14 protein-coding genes are annotated in these 18,482 nt (G+C 62.2%); 5 read left to right on the forward strand and 9 right to left on the reverse strand.

The annotated features are described in order from the left end of the window. Positions 1-289: 289 nt before the first annotated feature. From AC3EML_RS25725 to gspG, 5 genes are all read left to right on the forward strand, one after another. Positions 290-6,532: an RHS repeat-associated core domain-containing protein gene (locus tag AC3EML_RS25725; RefSeq protein WP_352521535.1), complete on the forward strand. Its 6,243-nt coding sequence runs from the start codon at positions 290-292 to the stop codon at positions 6,530-6,532. A 2-nt stretch (positions 6,533-6,534) separates the two neighbouring features. After that, a complete protein-coding gene (locus tag AC3EML_RS25730) occupies positions 6,535-7,074 on the forward strand; it encodes a hypothetical protein (RefSeq protein WP_352521534.1) in 540 nt (179 codons plus the stop codon). A 284-nt stretch (positions 7,075-7,358) separates the two neighbouring features. Further along, complete coding sequence (gene gspD, locus AC3EML_RS25735) at positions 7,359-9,485, forward strand: type II secretion system secretin GspD (RefSeq protein WP_352521533.1); 2,127 nt, start codon at positions 7,359-7,361, stop codon at positions 9,483-9,485. After that, entirely contained in the window at positions 9,482-9,985 is a 504-nt protein-coding gene (locus tag AC3EML_RS25740; protein WP_352521532.1) for a prepilin peptidase, read from the forward strand. Before gspD ends, AC3EML_RS25740 begins: the two co-directional genes overlap by 4 nt. Then, positions 9,985-10,431 (forward strand): type II secretion system major pseudopilin GspG, encoded by a 447-nt coding sequence (gspG, locus tag AC3EML_RS25745; protein ID WP_352521531.1) that lies wholly within the window; start codon positions 9,985-9,987, stop codon positions 10,429-10,431. Before AC3EML_RS25740 ends, gspG begins: the two co-directional genes overlap by 1 nt. A gap of 46 nt (positions 10,432-10,477) precedes the next feature. Here gspG and AC3EML_RS25750 read toward each other — a convergent pair whose 3' ends face one another. From AC3EML_RS25750 to AC3EML_RS25790, 9 genes are read right to left on the reverse strand one after another with little or no spacing between them, the layout of a single operon-like run. After that, positions 10,478-11,188 (reverse strand): type II secretion system protein GspJ, encoded by a 711-nt coding sequence (locus AC3EML_RS25750; RefSeq protein WP_352521530.1) that lies wholly within the window; start codon positions 11,186-11,188, stop codon positions 10,478-10,480. Beyond that, entirely contained in the window at positions 11,185-11,517 is a 333-nt protein-coding gene (locus tag AC3EML_RS25755; protein WP_245260247.1) for a PulJ/GspJ family protein, read from the reverse strand. The genes AC3EML_RS25750 and AC3EML_RS25755 overlap by 4 nt, the downstream gene beginning before the upstream one ends. Beyond that, positions 11,514-11,984: a GspH/FimT family pseudopilin gene (locus tag AC3EML_RS25760; protein WP_352521529.1), complete on the reverse strand. Its 471-nt coding sequence runs from the start codon at positions 11,982-11,984 to the stop codon at positions 11,514-11,516. Before AC3EML_RS25760 ends, AC3EML_RS25755 begins: the two co-directional genes overlap by 4 nt. Next, a complete protein-coding gene (locus AC3EML_RS25765) occupies positions 11,981-13,198 on the reverse strand; it encodes a type II secretion system F family protein (protein ID WP_352521528.1) in 1,218 nt (405 codons plus the stop codon). The genes AC3EML_RS25760 and AC3EML_RS25765 overlap by 4 nt, the downstream gene beginning before the upstream one ends. Continuing rightward, on the reverse strand, positions 13,198-14,841 hold the full coding sequence (locus tag AC3EML_RS25770; protein ID WP_352521527.1) for a GspE/PulE family protein: 1,644 nt from the start codon (positions 14,839-14,841) through the stop codon (positions 13,198-13,200). The genes AC3EML_RS25765 and AC3EML_RS25770 overlap by 1 nt, the downstream gene beginning before the upstream one ends. Next, entirely contained in the window at positions 14,838-16,064 is a 1,227-nt protein-coding gene (locus AC3EML_RS25775; RefSeq protein WP_352521526.1) for a hypothetical protein, read from the reverse strand. The genes AC3EML_RS25770 and AC3EML_RS25775 overlap by 4 nt, the downstream gene beginning before the upstream one ends. Next, complete coding sequence (locus AC3EML_RS25780; RefSeq protein WP_352521525.1) at positions 16,061-16,639, reverse strand: hypothetical protein; 579 nt, start codon at positions 16,637-16,639, stop codon at positions 16,061-16,063. Before AC3EML_RS25780 ends, AC3EML_RS25775 begins: the two co-directional genes overlap by 4 nt. Further along, the gene (gene gspM / locus AC3EML_RS25785; protein WP_352521524.1) at positions 16,636-17,229 is read right to left on the reverse strand and encodes a type II secretion system protein GspM; all 594 of its coding nucleotides are present in this window, start codon (positions 17,227-17,229) and stop codon (positions 16,636-16,638) included. Before gspM ends, AC3EML_RS25780 begins: the two co-directional genes overlap by 4 nt. Next, complete coding sequence (locus AC3EML_RS25790; protein WP_352521523.1) at positions 17,229-18,272, reverse strand: PilN domain-containing protein; 1,044 nt, start codon at positions 18,270-18,272, stop codon at positions 17,229-17,231. The genes gspM and AC3EML_RS25790 overlap by 1 nt, the downstream gene beginning before the upstream one ends. Positions 18,273-18,482: the final 210 nt, after the last annotated feature.

Consider the following 18,482-nt stretch of genomic DNA (forward strand, 5'->3'; position numbering starts at 1 on the left):
GACCAGTTCCGCGGGGTCGTGTGCAATCGGGTCGACGATGCTGTCGATGAAGGCAGTGTGATCGAGCGCCAGCGTCGTCAGATTGTGGCTCTCCACACAGCCATTGCGCAGATGCTGCGGAAGGGCGTCTGGAGGCCAGAGTCAGAGCTTCGCCCCTCCTGGCTTGCCTCTTCTGCAATGCTCTACTAAATCGCAAATAAACCTGTGGATATTTGGTTTGTGACCGGATCGTGTCGTATCTTCGAAGTCAAGCAGGAGTAACTTCAAGCAACTTGACTCGGGGGGACTCATGAAGCGGCTGCTTTTGGGTGTGACTTTTCTTGTCGCGGGTGTCTTTGGTGCGGATATACCTTTTATCTCTGCCATCTCATATATTAGCAACAATGCAGGAATAGAAGCCTTTGCGCAGAATGCGCAAGGCGCTTCGCCTGAGGCAGCAGTGCCTGCCAGGCGTCTCGGCAATGGTGGGGCAGCATTTGGTGGCAGCGGTTCGCCGCCCGCACAGCCGGCGCCGGCGGCCGGCGCGACAGACGGCACGGCAGCCGGAACATCAGGCAGCAGTCCGGACGCGGCGGCCGAGGTTGGCGCCAAGCCGGTAGACTCCAAGGCAAACAATGCCAAGGCCGCGGACACGAAAACAGGCGGCAAGGCGGCAAAAACGAGCGACACCGAGGCTGCACCCGAGGAGCCCGCAGCGGCGATGGCGGCAGCGGCTGCCGACGCCGACAGCAGCGACGACCCCCAGGCGGTCAGCACACCGAAGGCGGATCTACCCAAAGCAGGCGGCAACGGCAATCTGGCTTATGCCATCGGCATTGATGTATCGGACTTCCACGGCATTGAGCCGAGGATCGCGCTGACCTATGATTCCTCGCGCAAAACCAAGATCGGCGGCCTCTATCAGGGCTGGCTGGGTTATGGCTGGGGTCTTGACGGTTTCGACGTCATCGAGCGGGCGACGCCGGGCTATGGCATGCCGGCATACGACGCGAATGACATTTTTCTGCTTGACGGCGAGGCAATGGTGGCCTGCACGGCCGGCATGGTGTCGCCATCCTGCTCGACTGGCGGCACGCATGCGACCGAGAATGAGAGCTATCGCCGCATTGCGCTGAACAGCACCACCAATGAATGGAAAGTGACCGATCGCGACGGCACTGTCTCTACCTTCCGATCGGTGGCGGCGGTCGCGAACCTCACGCCGACCGCCGGCACGCCGGCTTATGACCTGGCCCAAAACTATCGTTGGCTCTTGACCTCGGTTACCGACATCAACGGCAACAGCGTTGCCTACAGCTATGCTTGCGTCAGCCCCGTCTGTTATCCCATTACGATCACCTACAATGGAACGATGATCGGGTTTCATTACGAGACGCGGCCCGATACGATCCTGATGGGCAATGGGCGCGACATCTCCGAGACGACCCTACGCGTCAAATCGATCAGTGTCTGGACCAGCAACGTGCTGCGCGGCGCTTACAGCCTGACCTACGACCAGGCGCCGCTCTCCAACAATTCGCGGCTAACCGCCGTCACCCGCTTCGGTACCGACGCGACCATCGCTGCCGACGGCACGATCTCCGGTAGCACCTCGAAGTCGCTCGGCCAGATGGTGTATCAGGATGCATCGCTCTCTTACGTTGAACGCGATTCTGCAAATACCTCAGACCTCCTCGGCATCGCGTCAGATCAGAACAATGACGGAAAAGACGAGCTGTATACAAGATCTGGGCCAAGCAGTGAAAACCAGAAGATCATTTCCGTAACAGACACCACAATCGCCTCAGGTTCATCATCAAAATACATAAATGGGTATGTTGGAAGATTCGGGTCAACGCCTGATAGAACTTTTGCTGTTGGCGGACGCTCAGAAACTGTACCAGAACAACGAGGTCACTGGGTAACCTACACGTTATGCGACCCAGTGCCGCCGATTTGTACTTCAAGCGGCAATCCACCTGTTACACATTGTTACCCGCAACCCGATCGATGCTATAGTCGACAGAGATATGAATTAGAATGGGTTGATGTTACTCACTATTACCCATACGGACGCTATTCCGAAATTCCCACTTCACTAATTCAAACACCAAGGGACTGCACTGCATCGCAAGCTGCGTGCGCAAAATTTTCGGGTGACCCGGAAGAACCTACTGTCGTAGATACGAACGGTGACGGTCTCGACGAAGTTTATGAGATGTCCGGCAAGCGGCTGATAGGGGTCGCCGATCTTGCGGGAAATGGCCAGCAGCAGCCCATCTATTCCGCAAACTCGCAGAACATCGTCGCCGGCTATCGACACAACAATGCGTGGCAATTCACCTCCCTCTTTTCGGCGCTCGATTGCCCGAAGCGCGTAAATGCAGGTGAGCCAGGATGCTACTTCACCGATCTGAACGGCGACGGCGCGACGGATCTGGTCAGAACGACCTTGGCAAGTTCGATCGCAACTACAACAGTCTATCTCTCGACGGGACAACAACTGAAACAGGTCCTAAGCACGCAGCTGGCCTACACCGGCACCTATCGTCTGGAGTTCGCGGATATCGACGGAGATGGGCGTGGCGAATTTGCAGTCGGCCTTCCTAGCGTCAAGCTTTACGCGCTGGGTACAAGTACGCTCGGGTTGGTGGGTTCCCTGGATTTGGGAAGTGTCAACACCAAAGACCTGGCAAAGCGTGGTCTCGGCGGTGTTGGCGACGTAAATGGCGACGGGCTGACTGATTGGATCAAAGCGAGCCGAAATATTCTTCTGTCCAACGCGGGCGCCGGCAATCCGAACCTGCTTCGGCAAATCATCACCGAACTCGGCGGCACAGTTGCCATTGAATATGCACCATCGAGCGGATGGGCGAACACCTACCTACCACAGGTGACGCATGCAGTGACAAAGCTATCGATCAGCGATGGCCGCGGCCAGACGGCGATGAGTGGCTACGCCTATGCTGGTGGCAAATATGATCCGGTGGCGCACAAGTTTCTGGGCTTTGCCTCGACCGTCGAGACCAGACCGCTTGCCAATGGCGAGACGGCGCCATCGAAGATCGAGACCACTTACAGGCAGGACTTGGCGAGCTATGGCATGCCGTCGCTGACGGTGTGGAGGGATGGCGCTGGCACAGTGCATAAGCAGGTGGCCGAGACCTATGCCGTCAATACAACGGCAAAACCTTACACGGTGCAAAACACGCAGACCGACACGATACTGATCGAGAACGTTGCGCTCAGCCTCAAGGTGCAACGCTACTTCGATGCCTACAACAACATCTTCGTCCAGGACGATTATGGGCGCATCGATGTCAGCGGCGACGAGACCCGAACGGGGCGATGGTTCGCGCCCAATACCAACGCCTATATCGTATCGTTACCGCGCCTTGAGACGGTGCAGGCGGGTTTTGACGAGACATTCCCGCTCATCGGCTACAAGGCGCTGTTTTACGACAATCAGCATGCCGACAACGCGACGCCGCCGACCAAGGGCAATCTGACCTGGTCCGTCGACTTTGCCGATATCAATTCGACCCCGCAGAGATTTTCCTATCAGATCTTTGCCTATGACAGTTTTGGCAACAAGATCTCCGCCACCAATGCGCTCGGCCACAGGACCGAATGGGATTATGACGCGACCTATCACCTCTATCCCGTAACCGAGCGGGCGCCTCGTTATTTCGCCACCGGCGGACAGACGGCCGACACGCGCTTTGTCTCGACCGCTACCTACAATTCAGTCTGCGGTCTACTGGCCACAAAGACCGATCCCAACGGGCTGGCGAAGACCTTCACCTACGATGCGTTCTGTCGGCTCGACCAACTCTCGCAGAGCGTCACCGGCGCCTATGCCAAGACCCGCTTCGAGAATGAAGGCAATCCGGCAACACAGGCTTTAGTCAAGTACACGCCACTCCCTAATGGCGCCGGTGAGGATCTTACCCGCTCGTACTATGACGGGCTGGGCCGGGTCTATCGTGTCGAAACCCCCGGAGAGACGGCGGCCGGCGCCAGGCGCGTCGCCGAGACCGACTACGATCTTCGCGGCAATGTGTTGCGCACAGCTTTTCCGCGTTTTGTCGGCGAGGCCGCACAATGGACCACCAATTCCTATGACTGGACCGACCGCCTGATATCGACTGTCAATGCCGATGCCAGTCTGACCACCTATTTCTATGTCCTTGTCGACAGCACGACAGGATTTGCCAACCCGCCCCTAGCCGCTGTGTTCAAGACCGAGCAGGTGAGCAACACCGTGGCGAGACAGACCGTAACATGGTCCTCCACCCGTGGCGATGTCGTGCTCATCCTGCGCGACTATGGCGGCCTGAATCTCTTCGAGACGCGCATCTACGATGTGCTCAGCCGACTGATCGGTGTCAAGGATCCAGGCGGCTCAAGCTGGACCTACACCTACGACCTAGCCGGCAACCGGCTGACGGCGTCGGATCCCGATCTCGGCACATGGTCCTACACCTACGATGCCGCCAACCGGCTGGTCAGCCAGACCGATGCCAGGGGTACGGTCACGGCGCTCAGCTATGACCAGATGGACCGGCTGACGCTGAAGACGGCAACAGCGCCCGGCGGCAGTGCGGTGACGCAGATGCAGACGCAGACGCAGAACACCTACGACCAGGCAGCCGCCGGCTACTACAACATCGGCCAGCTGACCACCGCGACCAATCCAGCAGCCACGCAGAGCTACAAGTACGACGGCTTCGGCAAGGTCGCGCGTCAGGATGTCACCATCGGCACGCTGACGCATGTGACGACCAGCGTTCGCGATGCCTCCGGGCAAACACTGGCGACGCAATATCTGCCGGTGCAGCTCGACTTCGGCACGTCTGCCGCGCCGCTGCAATACAGCGCCGGCAACAGGCTGGTCTCGGCACCTGGCTTCATCACCTCGACGCTCTATGAGGCCGATGGGCAAACCAAGGAGATCACCTATGCCAATGGCGTGAAGACCTCCTTCAGCTATTCGCCGACTAGGCGCTGGCTGACAAGGATAACCACCGCCAAGGACGCCGCCGTTCTAATGGATCGCCAGTACATGCGCGACAATCTTGGCCGCATCACCAACATCGTCGGTATCGACCCTGCGGGCCCGGGCAGCTGGACTTATGGCTATGACAATGCCGACCGCCTGACCTCATCCGACAATCTCGGCGACAACACGCTTGACGAGACCTTCGTCTATGCCGCCAACGCTAACATGGTCTCACGCACCCGTGTTGCCGGCACATACGTCTATCCCGCGGCGAGCTCCGCTCGTCCGCATGCGCCAATCTCCGTCGGCGCCAACGCCATGGCCTATGATGCCAATGGCAATCTCACCTCCGACGGCAGCCGCACGCTGACCTGGGATGAAGCAAACCGGCTGAAGACGGTCACGCGAGCCTCCAACACCGTCAACCTAACCTATGGCCCTGATGGCGCGCGGGTGAAGAAGGCTTCGTCCTTTGCCACCACGCTCTATCCCGACGCCTCAGTCGAGATCAATCCAGCCTCACCGGGAGCCGAAATCTACACCCGCTATCCCCATCCAGATATCAAGGTGGTGAACGCGACCAAATACTTCCTGCACCGCGAGCACCTTGCCTCGGTGCGCAATGTCACCGACATGTCGGGTACTATCGTCGAGGCCACGAACTACGCCACCTATGGCGAGCAGCTGAACACAGGCTTCCAGACGCAGAAGAGCTACATCGGCGAGCGCTTCGATCCCGAGACCGGGCTGATGTATCTCAACGCGCGGTATATGGATCCAGTGCTGGGCAGGTTCATCTCACCGGATGACTGGGATCCGACAAAGGAAGGTGTAGGCACCAATCGGTATGCCTATGCGCAGAATGATCCGGTCAACAAGAGCGACCAGAATGGGCATGCAGGTGTTGCAGAAAGTCACTTACCTGTCCAACTCCCCCCAGGGAGCTCATCGGCTATAATTACAGGGCCAGCTAAAGCCCTTGCCAATATCTTTCTCTTCTTATCGCAAGGAAGAGGCTGGTCTCCCCCTGAACAAGCGGCAAAAATGAAACGCCCTGAGTACTACTATGCAAGCAGCGCCGCCGAAAAATCGATGATGTTTCAGACTTATGAGCTCTTTACCGGGCTAGTGACATCAAAAATACCAATTAAAGGCCTAAAGATAGGCAGTTCTGCATCCGCAGACAGTGAGGCGCTTTCGCCATTTACGCAAAGGTATCTAACGGAATCAGGAGGACGATGGGGCAGCACGACTACCCGACAGCAGAATTATGCGATATCTCAAGAAATGGGTACGCGTAGTTATAGCTTCCCAGCGAGGCCAGGCGGCGGCATTGGCTCCGAGGAATACATTCCAGGCTCTGGACCTGGCTCAAGCGGAGGAACTTATGTTGACATCACCGCTACGGCACCGAATGGTCGAACCGTGCGAGTTCAGACGGTTACGACCCTTCCTGATGGTGTAACACCAACACCAAGTGAAGCGGCGGCGGCAGCTCGCATTAGAGCTGCTTTCCCAAATGACAAGCTCCTGATCGTGCCGAAACGCTAGCTATGAAGCAAATTCTCTTCTTCGCCACTCCCTCCGATATCGCGCCGGTTCTCCGTCGATTCGAATCGAACACGCCACTAAAGTTCGTCGAGATGGGAACAGCCTCAACCCCGAATAGGCCAATCTATCTGGAATCTTCCGAAATCCCGAATCCTGGAATTGCAACCCATGAGACAGGCAGTATGTCGCAGGGCTACCTGGTGTCACATAGGGACACCATGAATCATATGCGAGCTTCCGTCTCGAAGAAGGGAGAGAAGTTTTGGAATTTATTTAATAGTGACAATGAGGACGCAACCACTTTAATTTTAGCAGGTATCTGGAAGACAGGAACTTTACTGCCAGGCAGCATGTCGACACTTCATCAAACACCTACCGCACAGAAAATGATGAAATGGTTTAACTCCGCGTTGAAGCAGGAAGGCTTTACGAAGGTCCGAGAGTGGTGGGTTGGCACGGAGGCGCTGCAAATGCTGAAGTCGGGCAAGAGATTGACTACAACTGCGGAACAGTCACCTCCTCAATTCGATTTGAAATTTTAGAAGCAAATGGACAGAGGATGCAATAGACAGGCCCGTCTGTTTTCGGCAGATCTATTGCACTATTGTTACCTAAGAGCGCCGTTTATATAGAAAGTGGTAGATTGCAGTGCTCTGTCTGGGACTCCCAAGGCGGATCAAATCCGCGCAAACTTTGCTTGCTCGAGTCAATACACCCGACAACCCCCACCCCCTACCAACCCTGTGGATAGACTCCAAATCCCGCCATCAATCCAAGCGCTCAACCTCAGGACGTCCTAGTCTAAGGCCCTTGGGGAATCGGGTGTATGTCAATCGGGTCAAGCAATCGCGTCGTATTGTGCCTGTTGCTTGCACTTGCCGGCTGCAATTCCACGCCGGGTAAGGACTTTTTTACCGAGACCATCGACAGCCTGCACGCCAAGAACTCGCCCTTGCGGGCTGGATACACCGGACCGTCCACCGTCACCTCCGCCGCAACCGCCGGGCAGCGCTTCAACGGCGCGCAGTATCAGGGGTCCGGCCAGTTCGTCTCGTCCAGCGCCCCCGTCACCCAGGTGACGACAGACGGCTCCGGCCAGTACGAGCTCAACCTGGTCAGCGCGCCGATCGCCGAGGCGGCCAAGGCGGTGCTTGGTGACGCGCTGCACCTCAACTACATCGTCGACCCGCGCGTGCAAGGCACGGTGACGCTGCAGACATCGCAGCCGGTGTCGAAGGATGCGCTGGTCGACATTCTGGAATCGGCGCTTGCGGTGAATGGCGCGGGCATCACCAAGCGCGCCGGCACCTACCAGGTCGTGCCGCTGTCCGAAATCATGTCCAACACGCCGCCGGTCAGCGTTCCCTCGGTGTCGCCATCGGGCCCCGGCGTCAAGGTGCAGGTGCTGCAGCTGCAATATATCGCCGCCGACGAGATGAAGACCATTCTCGAGCCGATCACCCGCCAGGGCTCGGTGCTGCGGGTCGATTCCACCCGCAACCTGATCACCGTCGCCGGCAATGACAGCGACCTCAATGCCATCAGGGAGGCGGTGTCGGTGTTCGACGTCGACTGGATGCGCGGCATGTCGGTGGCGCTGCATCCGCTCAAGACCTCCAAGCCGGAAGCCGTTGCCGCCGAACTCGATTCCATCTTCGGCACCAAGGAAGGGCCGGGCGCCAAGCTTATCCAGTTCATCCCCAACGACAGGCTGAATTCGGTGCTGGTGATCACCTCGCGTCCGGCCTATCTCGCGCGGGCCGCAAGCTGGATCAACAAGCTCGACAGGCTGGCGGAGTCCAACGAGGACCAGCTCTTCGTCTACCAGATCCAGAACCGGCCGGCCAAGGAACTGGCCGCTGTGCTGAGCTCCGTTCTCGGCACCTCGGTCAAGACCGAGGGCGGCACGGACGGCTCGAACGTGTCGCCCGACCAGACGCCGATCGCCATGCAGTCGGACGGCATTACCCCGGTGCCGTTGACCGGACCATCGCCTTCGATGCCGCAGCAGGACGGACAGCCGCCGGCGCATGCCACCGTCGTCGCCGACATCGAAAACAACGCGCTGCTGATCCAGACCACGGCGCGCGACTATGCGCGCATCGAGCAAATCCTGACCAAGGTCGACATCTTGCCGACGCAGGTCATGCTGGAAGCCGTCATCGCCGAAGTGACGCTCAACGACGAGCTGAAATACGGCCTGCGCTGGTTCTTCGAGAATGGCGGCACGAAGGTATCGGTGACCGACGTGGCCAAGGCGGCTGCCGCCGCCACTTTGCCGGGTTTCAACTGGAGTTATGCCACCGACAACATACAGGTGACGCTGAATGCGCTGTCCTCGATCACCGATGTCAACGTCATTTCGGCGCCGACCATCATGGCGCTGAACAACCAGAAGGCGATCTTGCAGGTCGGCGACCAGGTGCCGATCCTGACCCAGCAATCGCAGGATACCGGCAGCGGCACGGCGCCGATCATCAACTCGGTGCAGATGAAGGACACCGGCGTCATCCTGACGGTGACGCCGCGCATCAACAATGCGGGCCGGGTGATGCTCGACATTCAGCAGGAGGTCAGCAACGTTGCCGAGACGAAGAGCTCCGGCATCGATTCACCGACCATACAGCAGCGCAAGATCCAGACCCGCGTGCTGGTCAATGACGGCGAAAGCCTGGCGCTGGGCGGCCTCATCCAGCAGAACAACAGTGTCGGCCGCACGCAGGTGCCAATTCTCGGCGACATCCCCATTATCGGCAACGCGTTCAAACAGAAAAACGACAAGATTGTGCGTACCGAACTGATCATCTTCATCCGGCCGCATGTCGTGCGCGACATCAACGAGGCCCGCGAAGTGACCGACGAATTCCGCGGCAAGATTAGCCTGCAGACGCCGATCCAGAAACGCCGCGGCGGCACCAAGCTGCAGCAGGATTTGAAGAGGCTGGCCTATTGATCGCGGCTGCGCACCCATCGCTCCTGCTGGCTGCCACGTTCGCCCTGGCGGCAATTCTCGCCGCCATTTCGATCGCCGATTTCCGCCGCCAGATCATCCCGGACGGGTTGAACCTGGCGCTGGCCGCCGTCGGCCTAGGCTATCAGGTGGCGGCAGCCGGGGCGGACGGCCTGCCGTTGCATCTCCTGTTTGCCGCAGCGACCTTCGCCGCCGCCTGGCTGCTGCGGCGCGGGCACTTCCTGATGACCGGCCGGATCGGCCTCGGCCTCGGCGACGTCAAGATGCTGGCCGCCGCCGCATGCTGGATCGACCCGCTGCTTCTGCCGGTGTTGCTGTTCATCGCCAGCGCCACCGCGCTGCTGTTCGTTGGTGGCCAGGTGGTAGCGAGCGGGCCGGCAGCCGCGCGGGCCCGCATTGCCTTCGGCCCGTTTATCACCATCGGCCTCGGTTCCTGCTGGGTGCTGGAACAATTCGCCGGTTTGAACATGGGACTGCTCTGATGATCACGCTGCGCTTTAAGCAAGCTTCCGAAAAATCCGGCCGCGACACCAGCGAAAGCGGCTTCACGCTGGTCGAGCTGCTGGTCGTTCTCGCCATCATTGCCTTGATCGCGACGCTCGCCGCGCCTCAGGTGTTGCGCTATCTCGGCTCGGCGCGGACCAACGCCGCCAAGGCGCAGATCCGCAACATCGAAAGCGCGCTCGAACTCTATTATGTCGACAACGCGAAATACCCGACTGACGAAGAAGGGCTGGCCGCCTTGGTCACACAGCCGGCCAGCGAAGCGCGCTGGAACGGCCCCTATCTCAAGGGCGGCCTGAAGGATCCCTGGGGCAAGCCCTATTCCTACGAGGTGAAGGCCGATGCCAGCGGCGTCGTCATCCGCACGCTTGGCAAGGACGGCAAGCCCGACGGCACCGGCGAGGACCAGGACATCACCAACTGATGCCCGCCAACTGAAGCGAGACGGGACGCGTTATGGGTCAGGCTCTTCAGCTCACCGCCGGCGGCCCGGCAGTTGCCAGATCGAGGCGGGCAAAGCCCGTCGACGAGTAGGTCGCGCCGTCCCTCACCACCGAGATGGTGAACCGCACGGCAGCAGGCAGACGCCGTGCAGCGGACCAGCTCGCCGACCATGACGGGACTTTGGCCGAAGCGTCGAGATATTCGAACCTTACCGCGCTGACGCCGGCGATCAGCCGCACCGGTTGGCCTCCGGTCGATTTGGCGGCATCGCTGCCGCGTCGGATTTTCTGCACCATGGTCAAGTCGCTTCCAAGCGAAACGGCGACCTCGCGCAAGGCTGAGGATTTGAAGCCGATGGCCTGAACGGCGTTGAACTCGATGCGCGCGCCGGTGCCGCTGAGATAAAGCACCATGTCGGGCGTCGACTGCGACAACGGCAGCGGCTCGGCGCTGCCGATCGCCGTTTCGAGAAACCGCGCGGCGGCATCGACCTCCATCTGCATCTCGGTCGTCTTCTGGATCCGCATCATGGTCCGCGCCTGTCCGAGAAAGACGATCATCAGCGCGGAGATCACGCCGATCATCGCCAGTCCGACCAGCACGTCGATCAGCGCGAAGCCTTCGACCGATGCCGATGATCCGGGGCGCCGGTCGGTCCCGAATATTTGCTTGAGAACACGCTGCCCGGATGGCCGGCCCCCACGACGCGCATGGGCTTGGACCAGCCGCCGGATCATTGCCGATCCTTCGCGGGCACGAAGGTCAGGAACGGCTGGCCGGCGCCGTTACTCCTGCCAATGACGACGGCAACCATCTTCGTCTTCGACACCACGATCGGGCGCGTCTGCAACTGCCAGCCGGATCGCCTGCTGTCCGTTCCGGCCTCGTACTCCGACAGCATGATGCGCGCGGCCCTCGCCGCTTCGATCTGCGCCTTGGCGATGGCGATGCTGCGGCTGGCCAGCACGATCGACTGGCTGGCAATGCCGAGCACCAGCGCCAGGATCGTCATGGCGACGATCATTTCCAGGATCGAAAACCCGTCTTCGGACGAAGGCTCTGTCACGGCAATCCCCGCCATGTCGGAAGTCCGGTCAGCCAGTTGACCGCAATGCGCGCGGTCCGCCCCTTTTGCTGCAGCGAAATATCCATGCCCGACGCGCTGCCGTCGGGCAGGAAGGTCAGCACCGTTTGCCGTCCGGCGACGACGGTCTCCTGGCCGGTAACGACCGTCAGTTTGACGTCATCCGGCAGAGCGAAAACATCGCGCTCGCCAAAGCGAATGGTGCGGGCGCCGAGATCGACGAGGACCTCTCTCGGCCGCGCGGTGGCAATGGCCGAGGTGCGCGACAGGCGCAGCCGCATGGTGATCTCGCCGGCCAGCGTCTCCAGGCTCTTGCTGCGGTAGTGGCTGACCAGCCCGGGTGCGGCGATGGCCGCCACGAGCGCCATGATCGCCAGCACCACCAGCATTTCGACCAGGGTGAATCCGGCTTCCGCCTGCTGGTCGGCTTTCGTGGCGGCGGCGGTCATTGCAGCGCCAGATCGTTGATCGAGAGGATCGTGGTCATCACCGAAATGACCAGGCTGCCGACGAGGAAGCCAAGCGAAATCGTCAGCGCCGGGGTCAGCAGCTTCAGCACCGTGTCGATCCGCCGCGTCAGCGTCAGCTGCAGCATTTTGGCGGCGCGATCCAGCACCACCGGCAGCGCGTTCGCCTCTTCGCCGAGCGACACCAGCGACATCGTCGCATGATCGAAAATCCCCGCCTTGACGACCGCGCCATGCAGGCGGGCGCCGTTGGCGACATTGTCCTCGATCGAGGCAAAGCTTGCCGCCAGCGAGCTTTGCCTCGACACATTGGCGGCAAGCCATAGCGCCTCGGTCATCGCCACGCCATTGCCGAGCAGCAAGGCCAGCGTTTCGAGGTAGCGCGCGATGACGGCATCCCTGACCAGCGCGCCGATCAGCGGTATCTTCAACACCGCGTGCGAGAACTGTTTTCTGGCGCCGGCAGAGCGAGACAGCACGAGATAGGACAAAAGGCCGAGCACTGCCGCCAGCGGGAAGACGAAGGGGTAGTCGCGGAACACCGTGCCGAAGACCGACAGCATCTTCATGGTGAACGGCTTGGGCGCGGATGAGCCCTCGAAGATCGGCTCCAGCGCCGGCACCAGCACGGTCGCCAGAATGACCAGCGCCCCGCTCATCACCAAAAGCAGAAAGGCCGGATAGGCCAGTGCCTCGCCGATTGCCGCGCGGCGCTTGGCGGTGGCCTCGAACGTGTCCGCCAGCCGCTGGCAGATATAGGCCATCTTGCCGCTGCGCTCACCGCTGGCGAGAAGTGCCGCGACATCGGAGGTGATGCCCGGCAGGGCGGCAAAGGCCTCGGCGATCGGCCGCCCGCCCGTGGTGAGATCGAGCACCGATTGCAGCTGCTGGCGCCGTTGGCGGTTCGCCTCGCCGGCGATGACCGCGCCCAGGGCGCGGTCGACGGTGAAGCCGGCGTTGAGCAGCACCGACAGCTCGGAGAACAGCCGGCTGAGATCGACCTTGCGAGTAAAGGTCAACGCGGTTCGCCCCGGCAGGCGCAACTGCGGTCTGTCGCTGCTTACCGGGGCGAGGTGATAGGAACGGCGCCCTTGCTGGGCCAGCTTACGGGCGGCCTCCTGCTTGGTCGAGGCATCGAGGACGCCGCTCTCCGTGCTGCCGTCGACGAGATAGGCGCGATAGGCGAAGGCCGGCATCAGCCATCCCCCGCGAGATCGATGACGCGGCGGACCTCGTCCATCGTGGTAACCCCGGAGCGGGCAAGCGCTGTGGCATGGATCGACATCGGCACCAGATCGTCTTGCGCGGCTATGCGGCCGATCTCCATTTCGCCGGCGCCCTGGTCGATTAGTTCGGCAATGCGCGGCGAAACCTGCAGCATTTCGTAGGTCACCGTGCGCCCGCTATAGCCCGAGCCATTGCAGGTGCGGCAGGGCGACCCGGCCTGCTCGACGCCGTGGCAGGCCGGACAGACACGGCGCAGCAGCCGCTGTGCGATGACGCCGCGGATCGTCGCGCCGAGCAGGTAGCCGTCGATGCCCATGTCGCGCAGCCGCGTCAACGCGCCGGCCGCGCTGTTGGTGTGCAGCGTCGAGAACACCAGATGGCCGGTCAGCGCCGCCTGCACCGCGACCTGCGCCGTCTCGCGGTCGCGGATTTCGCCGAGCAGGATGATGTCGGGGTCCTGGCGCAGGATCGACCGCAGGGCCGCGGCAAAGTCGAGGTCGATCGCCGGATTGACCTGCAGCTGGGTGATCCCGGCCATGCGGTATTCCACCGGATCCTCGACGGTGAAGATCTTGACGTCGGGCCGCGACCGTTCGGCCAGGATCGAATAGAGCGTCGTCGTCTTGCCGCTGCCGGTCGGCCCGGTGATCAGCACGATGCCGTTGGCCGATTGCGACATGGAGCGGATCTTGGCTTGCGCGGCACTGTCGAAGCCGAGCTTTTCCAGCTTCAGTTCGACGCCTGCGCGGTCGAGAATGCGCAGCACGATGGCCTCGCCATGAATGGACGGGATGACAGAGACGCGCAAATCGATATCTCTGCCGCGCACGGCGATGCGCATGCGCCCGTCCTGCGGCAGGCGGCGTTCGGCAATGTTGAGCCGCGACAGGATTTTTATGCGCGTGGAAATGCCCGACAGCATCGCGATTGAGGCGGTGTCGACGGTGGACAGCATGCCGTCATGGCGGAAGCGGATGCGGACATGGTCCTCGAGCGGCTCGATGTGAATGTCGGTGGCCCTGGCGTCGACCGCCTTGTGGATGGTTTCGGCGACGAAGCGCACGATCGGCGCCTCGCGGGCGAAATCCTTCAGCCGCTCGAGATCATCAGGACCGAAATCCATGATCTCGCCGGCACTGCCGCCATTCGACGCCGCCGCCAGGGCCGACTGCTCGACACGGTCGATGCATTCGGCGATCACGCGCCTCGGCAGAATGCGCAGCGCCAGCGTCCGCTCATAGTGGAAGGCAAGCGCATCGATGGTTGCCGACGAGAACGGATCGGCGACGGCGACAACCAGCCGCTCGGCGTCCATCTGCAAGGGCAGGATGGCGTTCTCGCGGAGATAGGCGAGCGGCACGCCGGCCAACATTTCGGCGCTGATCTGCTCGGGGACATCCACCGGCGTCGGCGCTTCAAGGTAACTGCTGAGGCTGTTGGCAAGCTCCTGCTCGCCGATCAGCCCGAGTTCGGTCATCACCGTATCGAACGGATGGCCGGATGTTCGCGACGCCCCCAAGGCGCGCTGCGCGGCATGCGCGGTCAGTACCTTCTCGTCTTCGAGAAAGGTGAGGAACGCCTCGATCCCCTTGGCCTGGACGGAAGCGTTCATACGCTCCACCTCGCAAGCAACTGCGCGGCTTCAGTGCCGAACAGCGCCTCGCAGCCACCGGCACTGGCGGCTGGCGGCAGTGCTGTGGCATCGCCGACCGGGCTGCGCGAAACGCGCGAGAACGACGATAGGCCTGCTTGGGATTTCTCGATGTTGAAGCCGGCCTCGCCCGTAATGCCGGAGCCATCTAGCCTGACAACGATGTCAACCGTGTAGGCCGATACATCGGTCGCCCCCGCAACGGCCGATGCGTCGGGGCCGCCGACGAGAACAGCGCGCAGCCGGCGCGGCGCCCGATCGGAGCTGACCGTGCCGCGCTTGGAGTTGACGGTGAAAATCCCCTGCAGGTTGCGCAGCGGGATCGACGCCAGTGCTGAAAACTCCTGCAACTCGGATACGGATTCGAACGGCGCCTCTTTGTCCTCGGGCGGGCCCACCGGGCTTCTTGCCTGCGGCAGGCCGGTGAACAATTTGGCGCTGTCGCGAAACCGCATCGCAGCCTTTGCCAGTTCGTCCGCCATCCGCTGCTCGAAACCGAGCGCGGCGAAGCCCAGCCCGAGCAGGCGATCGTCGGCGGCATTGAGATCGATCAGCCCGCCATGATCCTGGACGCGCAGGACAAAGCTGTATTTTCCCGACCGGCACGCGGCCGGCGTGGAATCCAGCGGCAGCTTTTCCGCGGGCTGGTCACCGGTCAATTCGCTCGCCACCAGATTGCCGAGACCCTCGGCAAGCAGCGACAGACGCTCCTGCTCCAGCTCGTTATTGGCAATCATCAGCCGCGTCCTGGCGGTGACGGCGAAGGGAACGACGATGGCCGAGACGATCAGCGTGAACACCAGCACCGCGACCAGCGAAAAGCCGGCGCTGGTGCTATCTGCGTCTATGGCCGGGAGAGCTTTGCGTTTTAAGAATACCCCTACCCTTGGCCCCTTCCCGCAAGGGGAAGCAGGACAATCGCATATGGCGTTCCCCCACTCCGTCTCGGCTTCGCCGAGCCACCTCTCCCCCACATTCGTGGGGGAAGAGGAAATGCCAATCGCCGAGGTCGCGGCCTTGAAACGCTTGGGTTTCCTCTCCCCCATGGACATGGGGGGTCCGAAGGACGGGCGAGACCCGTGGCTCGCCCCGGCAAGGTGGCCGCGCAGCGGACGGAGTGGGGGACTGGCACCACCAAATGCGATTGCCCTGCCTTTACTCTCAGCAAACATGCGCGCGCTCATAGTTCCGGCTCAGGTGGCGGCGGTGGCGGGGCTGGCGCTGGCGGCGGCGCCGGTAGCGGGTTCTGCCATGGCGGATGCAGCGGGATGCGCGTCACCTTGCCGTCGCGCTCCAGCACGGCCTGGTCCTTGTCGATCACCGACACCGTCCAGCCATCGACGATCTCGCCGCTGGCATACCAGAGCGCTTCATCCTTGCCCGCGACGCGCAGCAGGGCTTTTCCCGCTCCGCCCTGAATGCTGATGCCCAGCAGCGATGGCGCGGCCACCGGTGCAACTTCCACTGGCGCCGGCGCCTGTTCGACGGGTGCCACGGCAACCTCCACCGGCAGCGGTGCTGGCGGCGGCGGCACGATTTTCCGCCGCATCGGCGTGAACAGCGGCCGCTGGAACGTCTCGCTGAAATCGCCGGCCTCGGGAAACTGCAGCGTTCCCGCGGCGGAAGCCGGGCCGCCATCATGCCCCTTGCCGGAGGCGATCGGCGTGGTGTCGATCGGTGTGTTGTAGAGCGCGACATTGATGAGGGCGAGAACCGCGATACCTCCAGCAATCGCCAGGTCCGCAAACTTACCGCTCATGGCTTGATCCCGCCTGGCGGGCCCGACGTTTGCAGCGGGCCGTAAAACAGGATCTCGGCAGACAGCTCGGGGTCGCCCATCCGTCCCGCGGCAGGGCTGACATCGGTGGTGCGCAGCGTCGCCTCGCGGATGAACAGCACCGGCAGTGACGTCTCCAGGGCAAGCACGGCATTGTGGACGCCTTCCAGCTGCCCCGACAGATTGACCCGCAGCCCGATGAAATCGACGCCGCCTTCGCTCAGCACCGGGGCATTGCCGGCCGACAGCACGCTGACGCCATTGGCGGCGGCGATCGCATTCAGCCGCTTCTGCAGGCCGCCGCGAATGACCGCTTCGCTCTCGCCGGTGAGGAATTCGGGACTGGCCGTAGCCTCCGGGCTGGCGGCGCTGTCGAGGCGCTTGGCAAGGGCGGCCACATTTTGCAGCTGGCCGAGCAGCGCGCGCTTTTCCTCGATCCCGGCCCGCGCCGAAGCGACGCTGTCGAACGCCGCGAACACCAGCCAGGCGCAGAGACACGCCGCCACCACTGCCAGCGCCAGCGCGATCAGGCGGCGCAGCGGCGGGCTGGTGTTGAGGATGGCGGAGAGCATCAGAGCGCTCCGATCTTGGCCGAAATGGTGAAATGCTCGCCGTCCTGTCCGGGCACCTTGACCACGGGCGAGGCGAATTCGGGCGCCGAAAACAGCGGCGAGGCATCGATCGGCTGGATCAGTTCGGCCGCCGAGGCGGCAAAGCCGGTGATGGTGAGATCGTCGCCCTTGGCCGAGAGATCGGTGAGCCAGGCCGTGTCGGGGAGCAGATGCGTGAGTTCGGCCCAGACCCGCACCAGCGACGCCGTCGTCTTCTTCTCCTGGCGGATTTTCTCGACCCGCTCGATGCCGGCCTGGCGCTTCTGCAGCGACGCGCGTGCCGTCTTGGCCAGCACCTGCGCATCGGCAATCTGCGTGTCGAGTTCGCCATCGGCCTGCCATATCAGCCAGTGCGCATGGACGAAGGTGATGAGCAGGGCTGCGGCCAGCGCCGAACACGCCGCGATCCAGGCGCGGCGCCTGCGCCGGTCGCGCGCCGTCGGCGGCCAGATGGCGGCCAGGCTGAGCGGATCGGCGCGCAGCGTCTCTTCGGGCTGCGCCAGCGACAGGCTGCGCACCGAGCCGCCGGCGCGGCGGACCGCATCCAGCACCGCGGCAAGCGTCTTGCCCTTGACGACATGGTAGGCGCTGTCCTCCCGGCCATCCCTGGCAAACACGACATGCACCTGCGCCGGATCGAACGGCGTCGCGGCCAGAAGGTCGAGCTCGGCCATGTCGCGCGCCTGCCGGAGCGGCAATCGCCTGGGCGCAAGTTGCCGTGTCAGGAACAGGCCGGGCTGGACGACAATATCGAAGCGTGGCCGCCGGACGCGGCGCCCACCCTGCAGCAGCGCCAGGATCTCGTCCGAAGAGGCGGTCAGCGCCAGCGGGATCGACTGGAACTCCGGCGCCCCGGCCTCGCGCACGCGAATGCCGTCATCCGCCAGGCTGACGATCCAGTCACCGGTAGGAGCCTGCTTCTGCTTCGGCGAAAGCCGCGCCCCTCGCAGCTCCTCGAGCCACCAGTCCCGGAAATCCAGACATTGCGCGCCAAGTCCCGCCACGACCCACCCTGCCTCGGTTGATTCTAAGCCGAGGGCTTTCAGGCTGAGATTACAGGGGCTGGTGTGACGGGGATATCAGCGAAGGCGCGGAGGGCGGATTAGCCACAGCTTTTGTTGGGTGCCGGCGGCCGCCTGCGCGACGTGGTGCGGCGATCGGGACGACAACACGGAAAAGTCAGACATGCGTCGATCTTATGAAAAGCCTGCCGA

Source organism: Mesorhizobium sp. P170090, from assembly GCF_057786115.1.

Bases quoted from the DNA above. Each gene is read 5' to 3' on its own strand.
- AC3EML_RS25775 (WP_352521526.1), bottom strand. From the start codon at position 16,064: ATGAGCGCGCGCATGTTTGCTGAGAGTAAAGGCAGGGCAATCGCATTT.
- AC3EML_RS25725 (WP_352521535.1), top strand. From the start codon at position 290: ATGAAGCGGCTGCTTTTGGGTGTGACTTTTCTTGTCGCGGGTGTCTTT.
- AC3EML_RS25760 (WP_352521529.1), bottom strand. From the start codon at position 11,984: ATGACCGCCGCCGCCACGAAAGCCGACCAGCAGGCGGAAGCCGGATTC.
- AC3EML_RS25765 (WP_352521528.1), bottom strand. From the start codon at position 13,198: ATGCCGGCCTTCGCCTATCGCGCCTATCTCGTCGACGGCAGCACGGAG.
- gspG (WP_352521531.1), top strand. From the start codon at position 9,985: ATGATCACGCTGCGCTTTAAGCAAGCTTCCGAAAAATCCGGCCGCGAC.
- AC3EML_RS25780 (WP_352521525.1), bottom strand. From the start codon at position 16,639: ATGAGCGGTAAGTTTGCGGACCTGGCGATTGCTGGAGGTATCGCGGTT.
- AC3EML_RS25750 (WP_352521530.1), bottom strand. From the start codon at position 11,188: ATGATCCGGCGGCTGGTCCAAGCCCATGCGCGTCGTGGGGGCCGGCCA.
- AC3EML_RS25770 (WP_352521527.1), bottom strand. From the start codon at position 14,841: ATGAACGCTTCCGTCCAGGCCAAGGGGATCGAGGCGTTCCTCACCTTT.
- gspM (WP_352521524.1), bottom strand. From the start codon at position 17,229: ATGCTCTCCGCCATCCTCAACACCAGCCCGCCGCTGCGCCGCCTGATC.
- AC3EML_RS25730 (WP_352521534.1), top strand. From the start codon at position 6,535: ATGAAGCAAATTCTCTTCTTCGCCACTCCCTCCGATATCGCGCCGGTT.
- gspD (WP_352521533.1), top strand. From the start codon at position 7,359: ATGTCAATCGGGTCAAGCAATCGCGTCGTATTGTGCCTGTTGCTTGCA.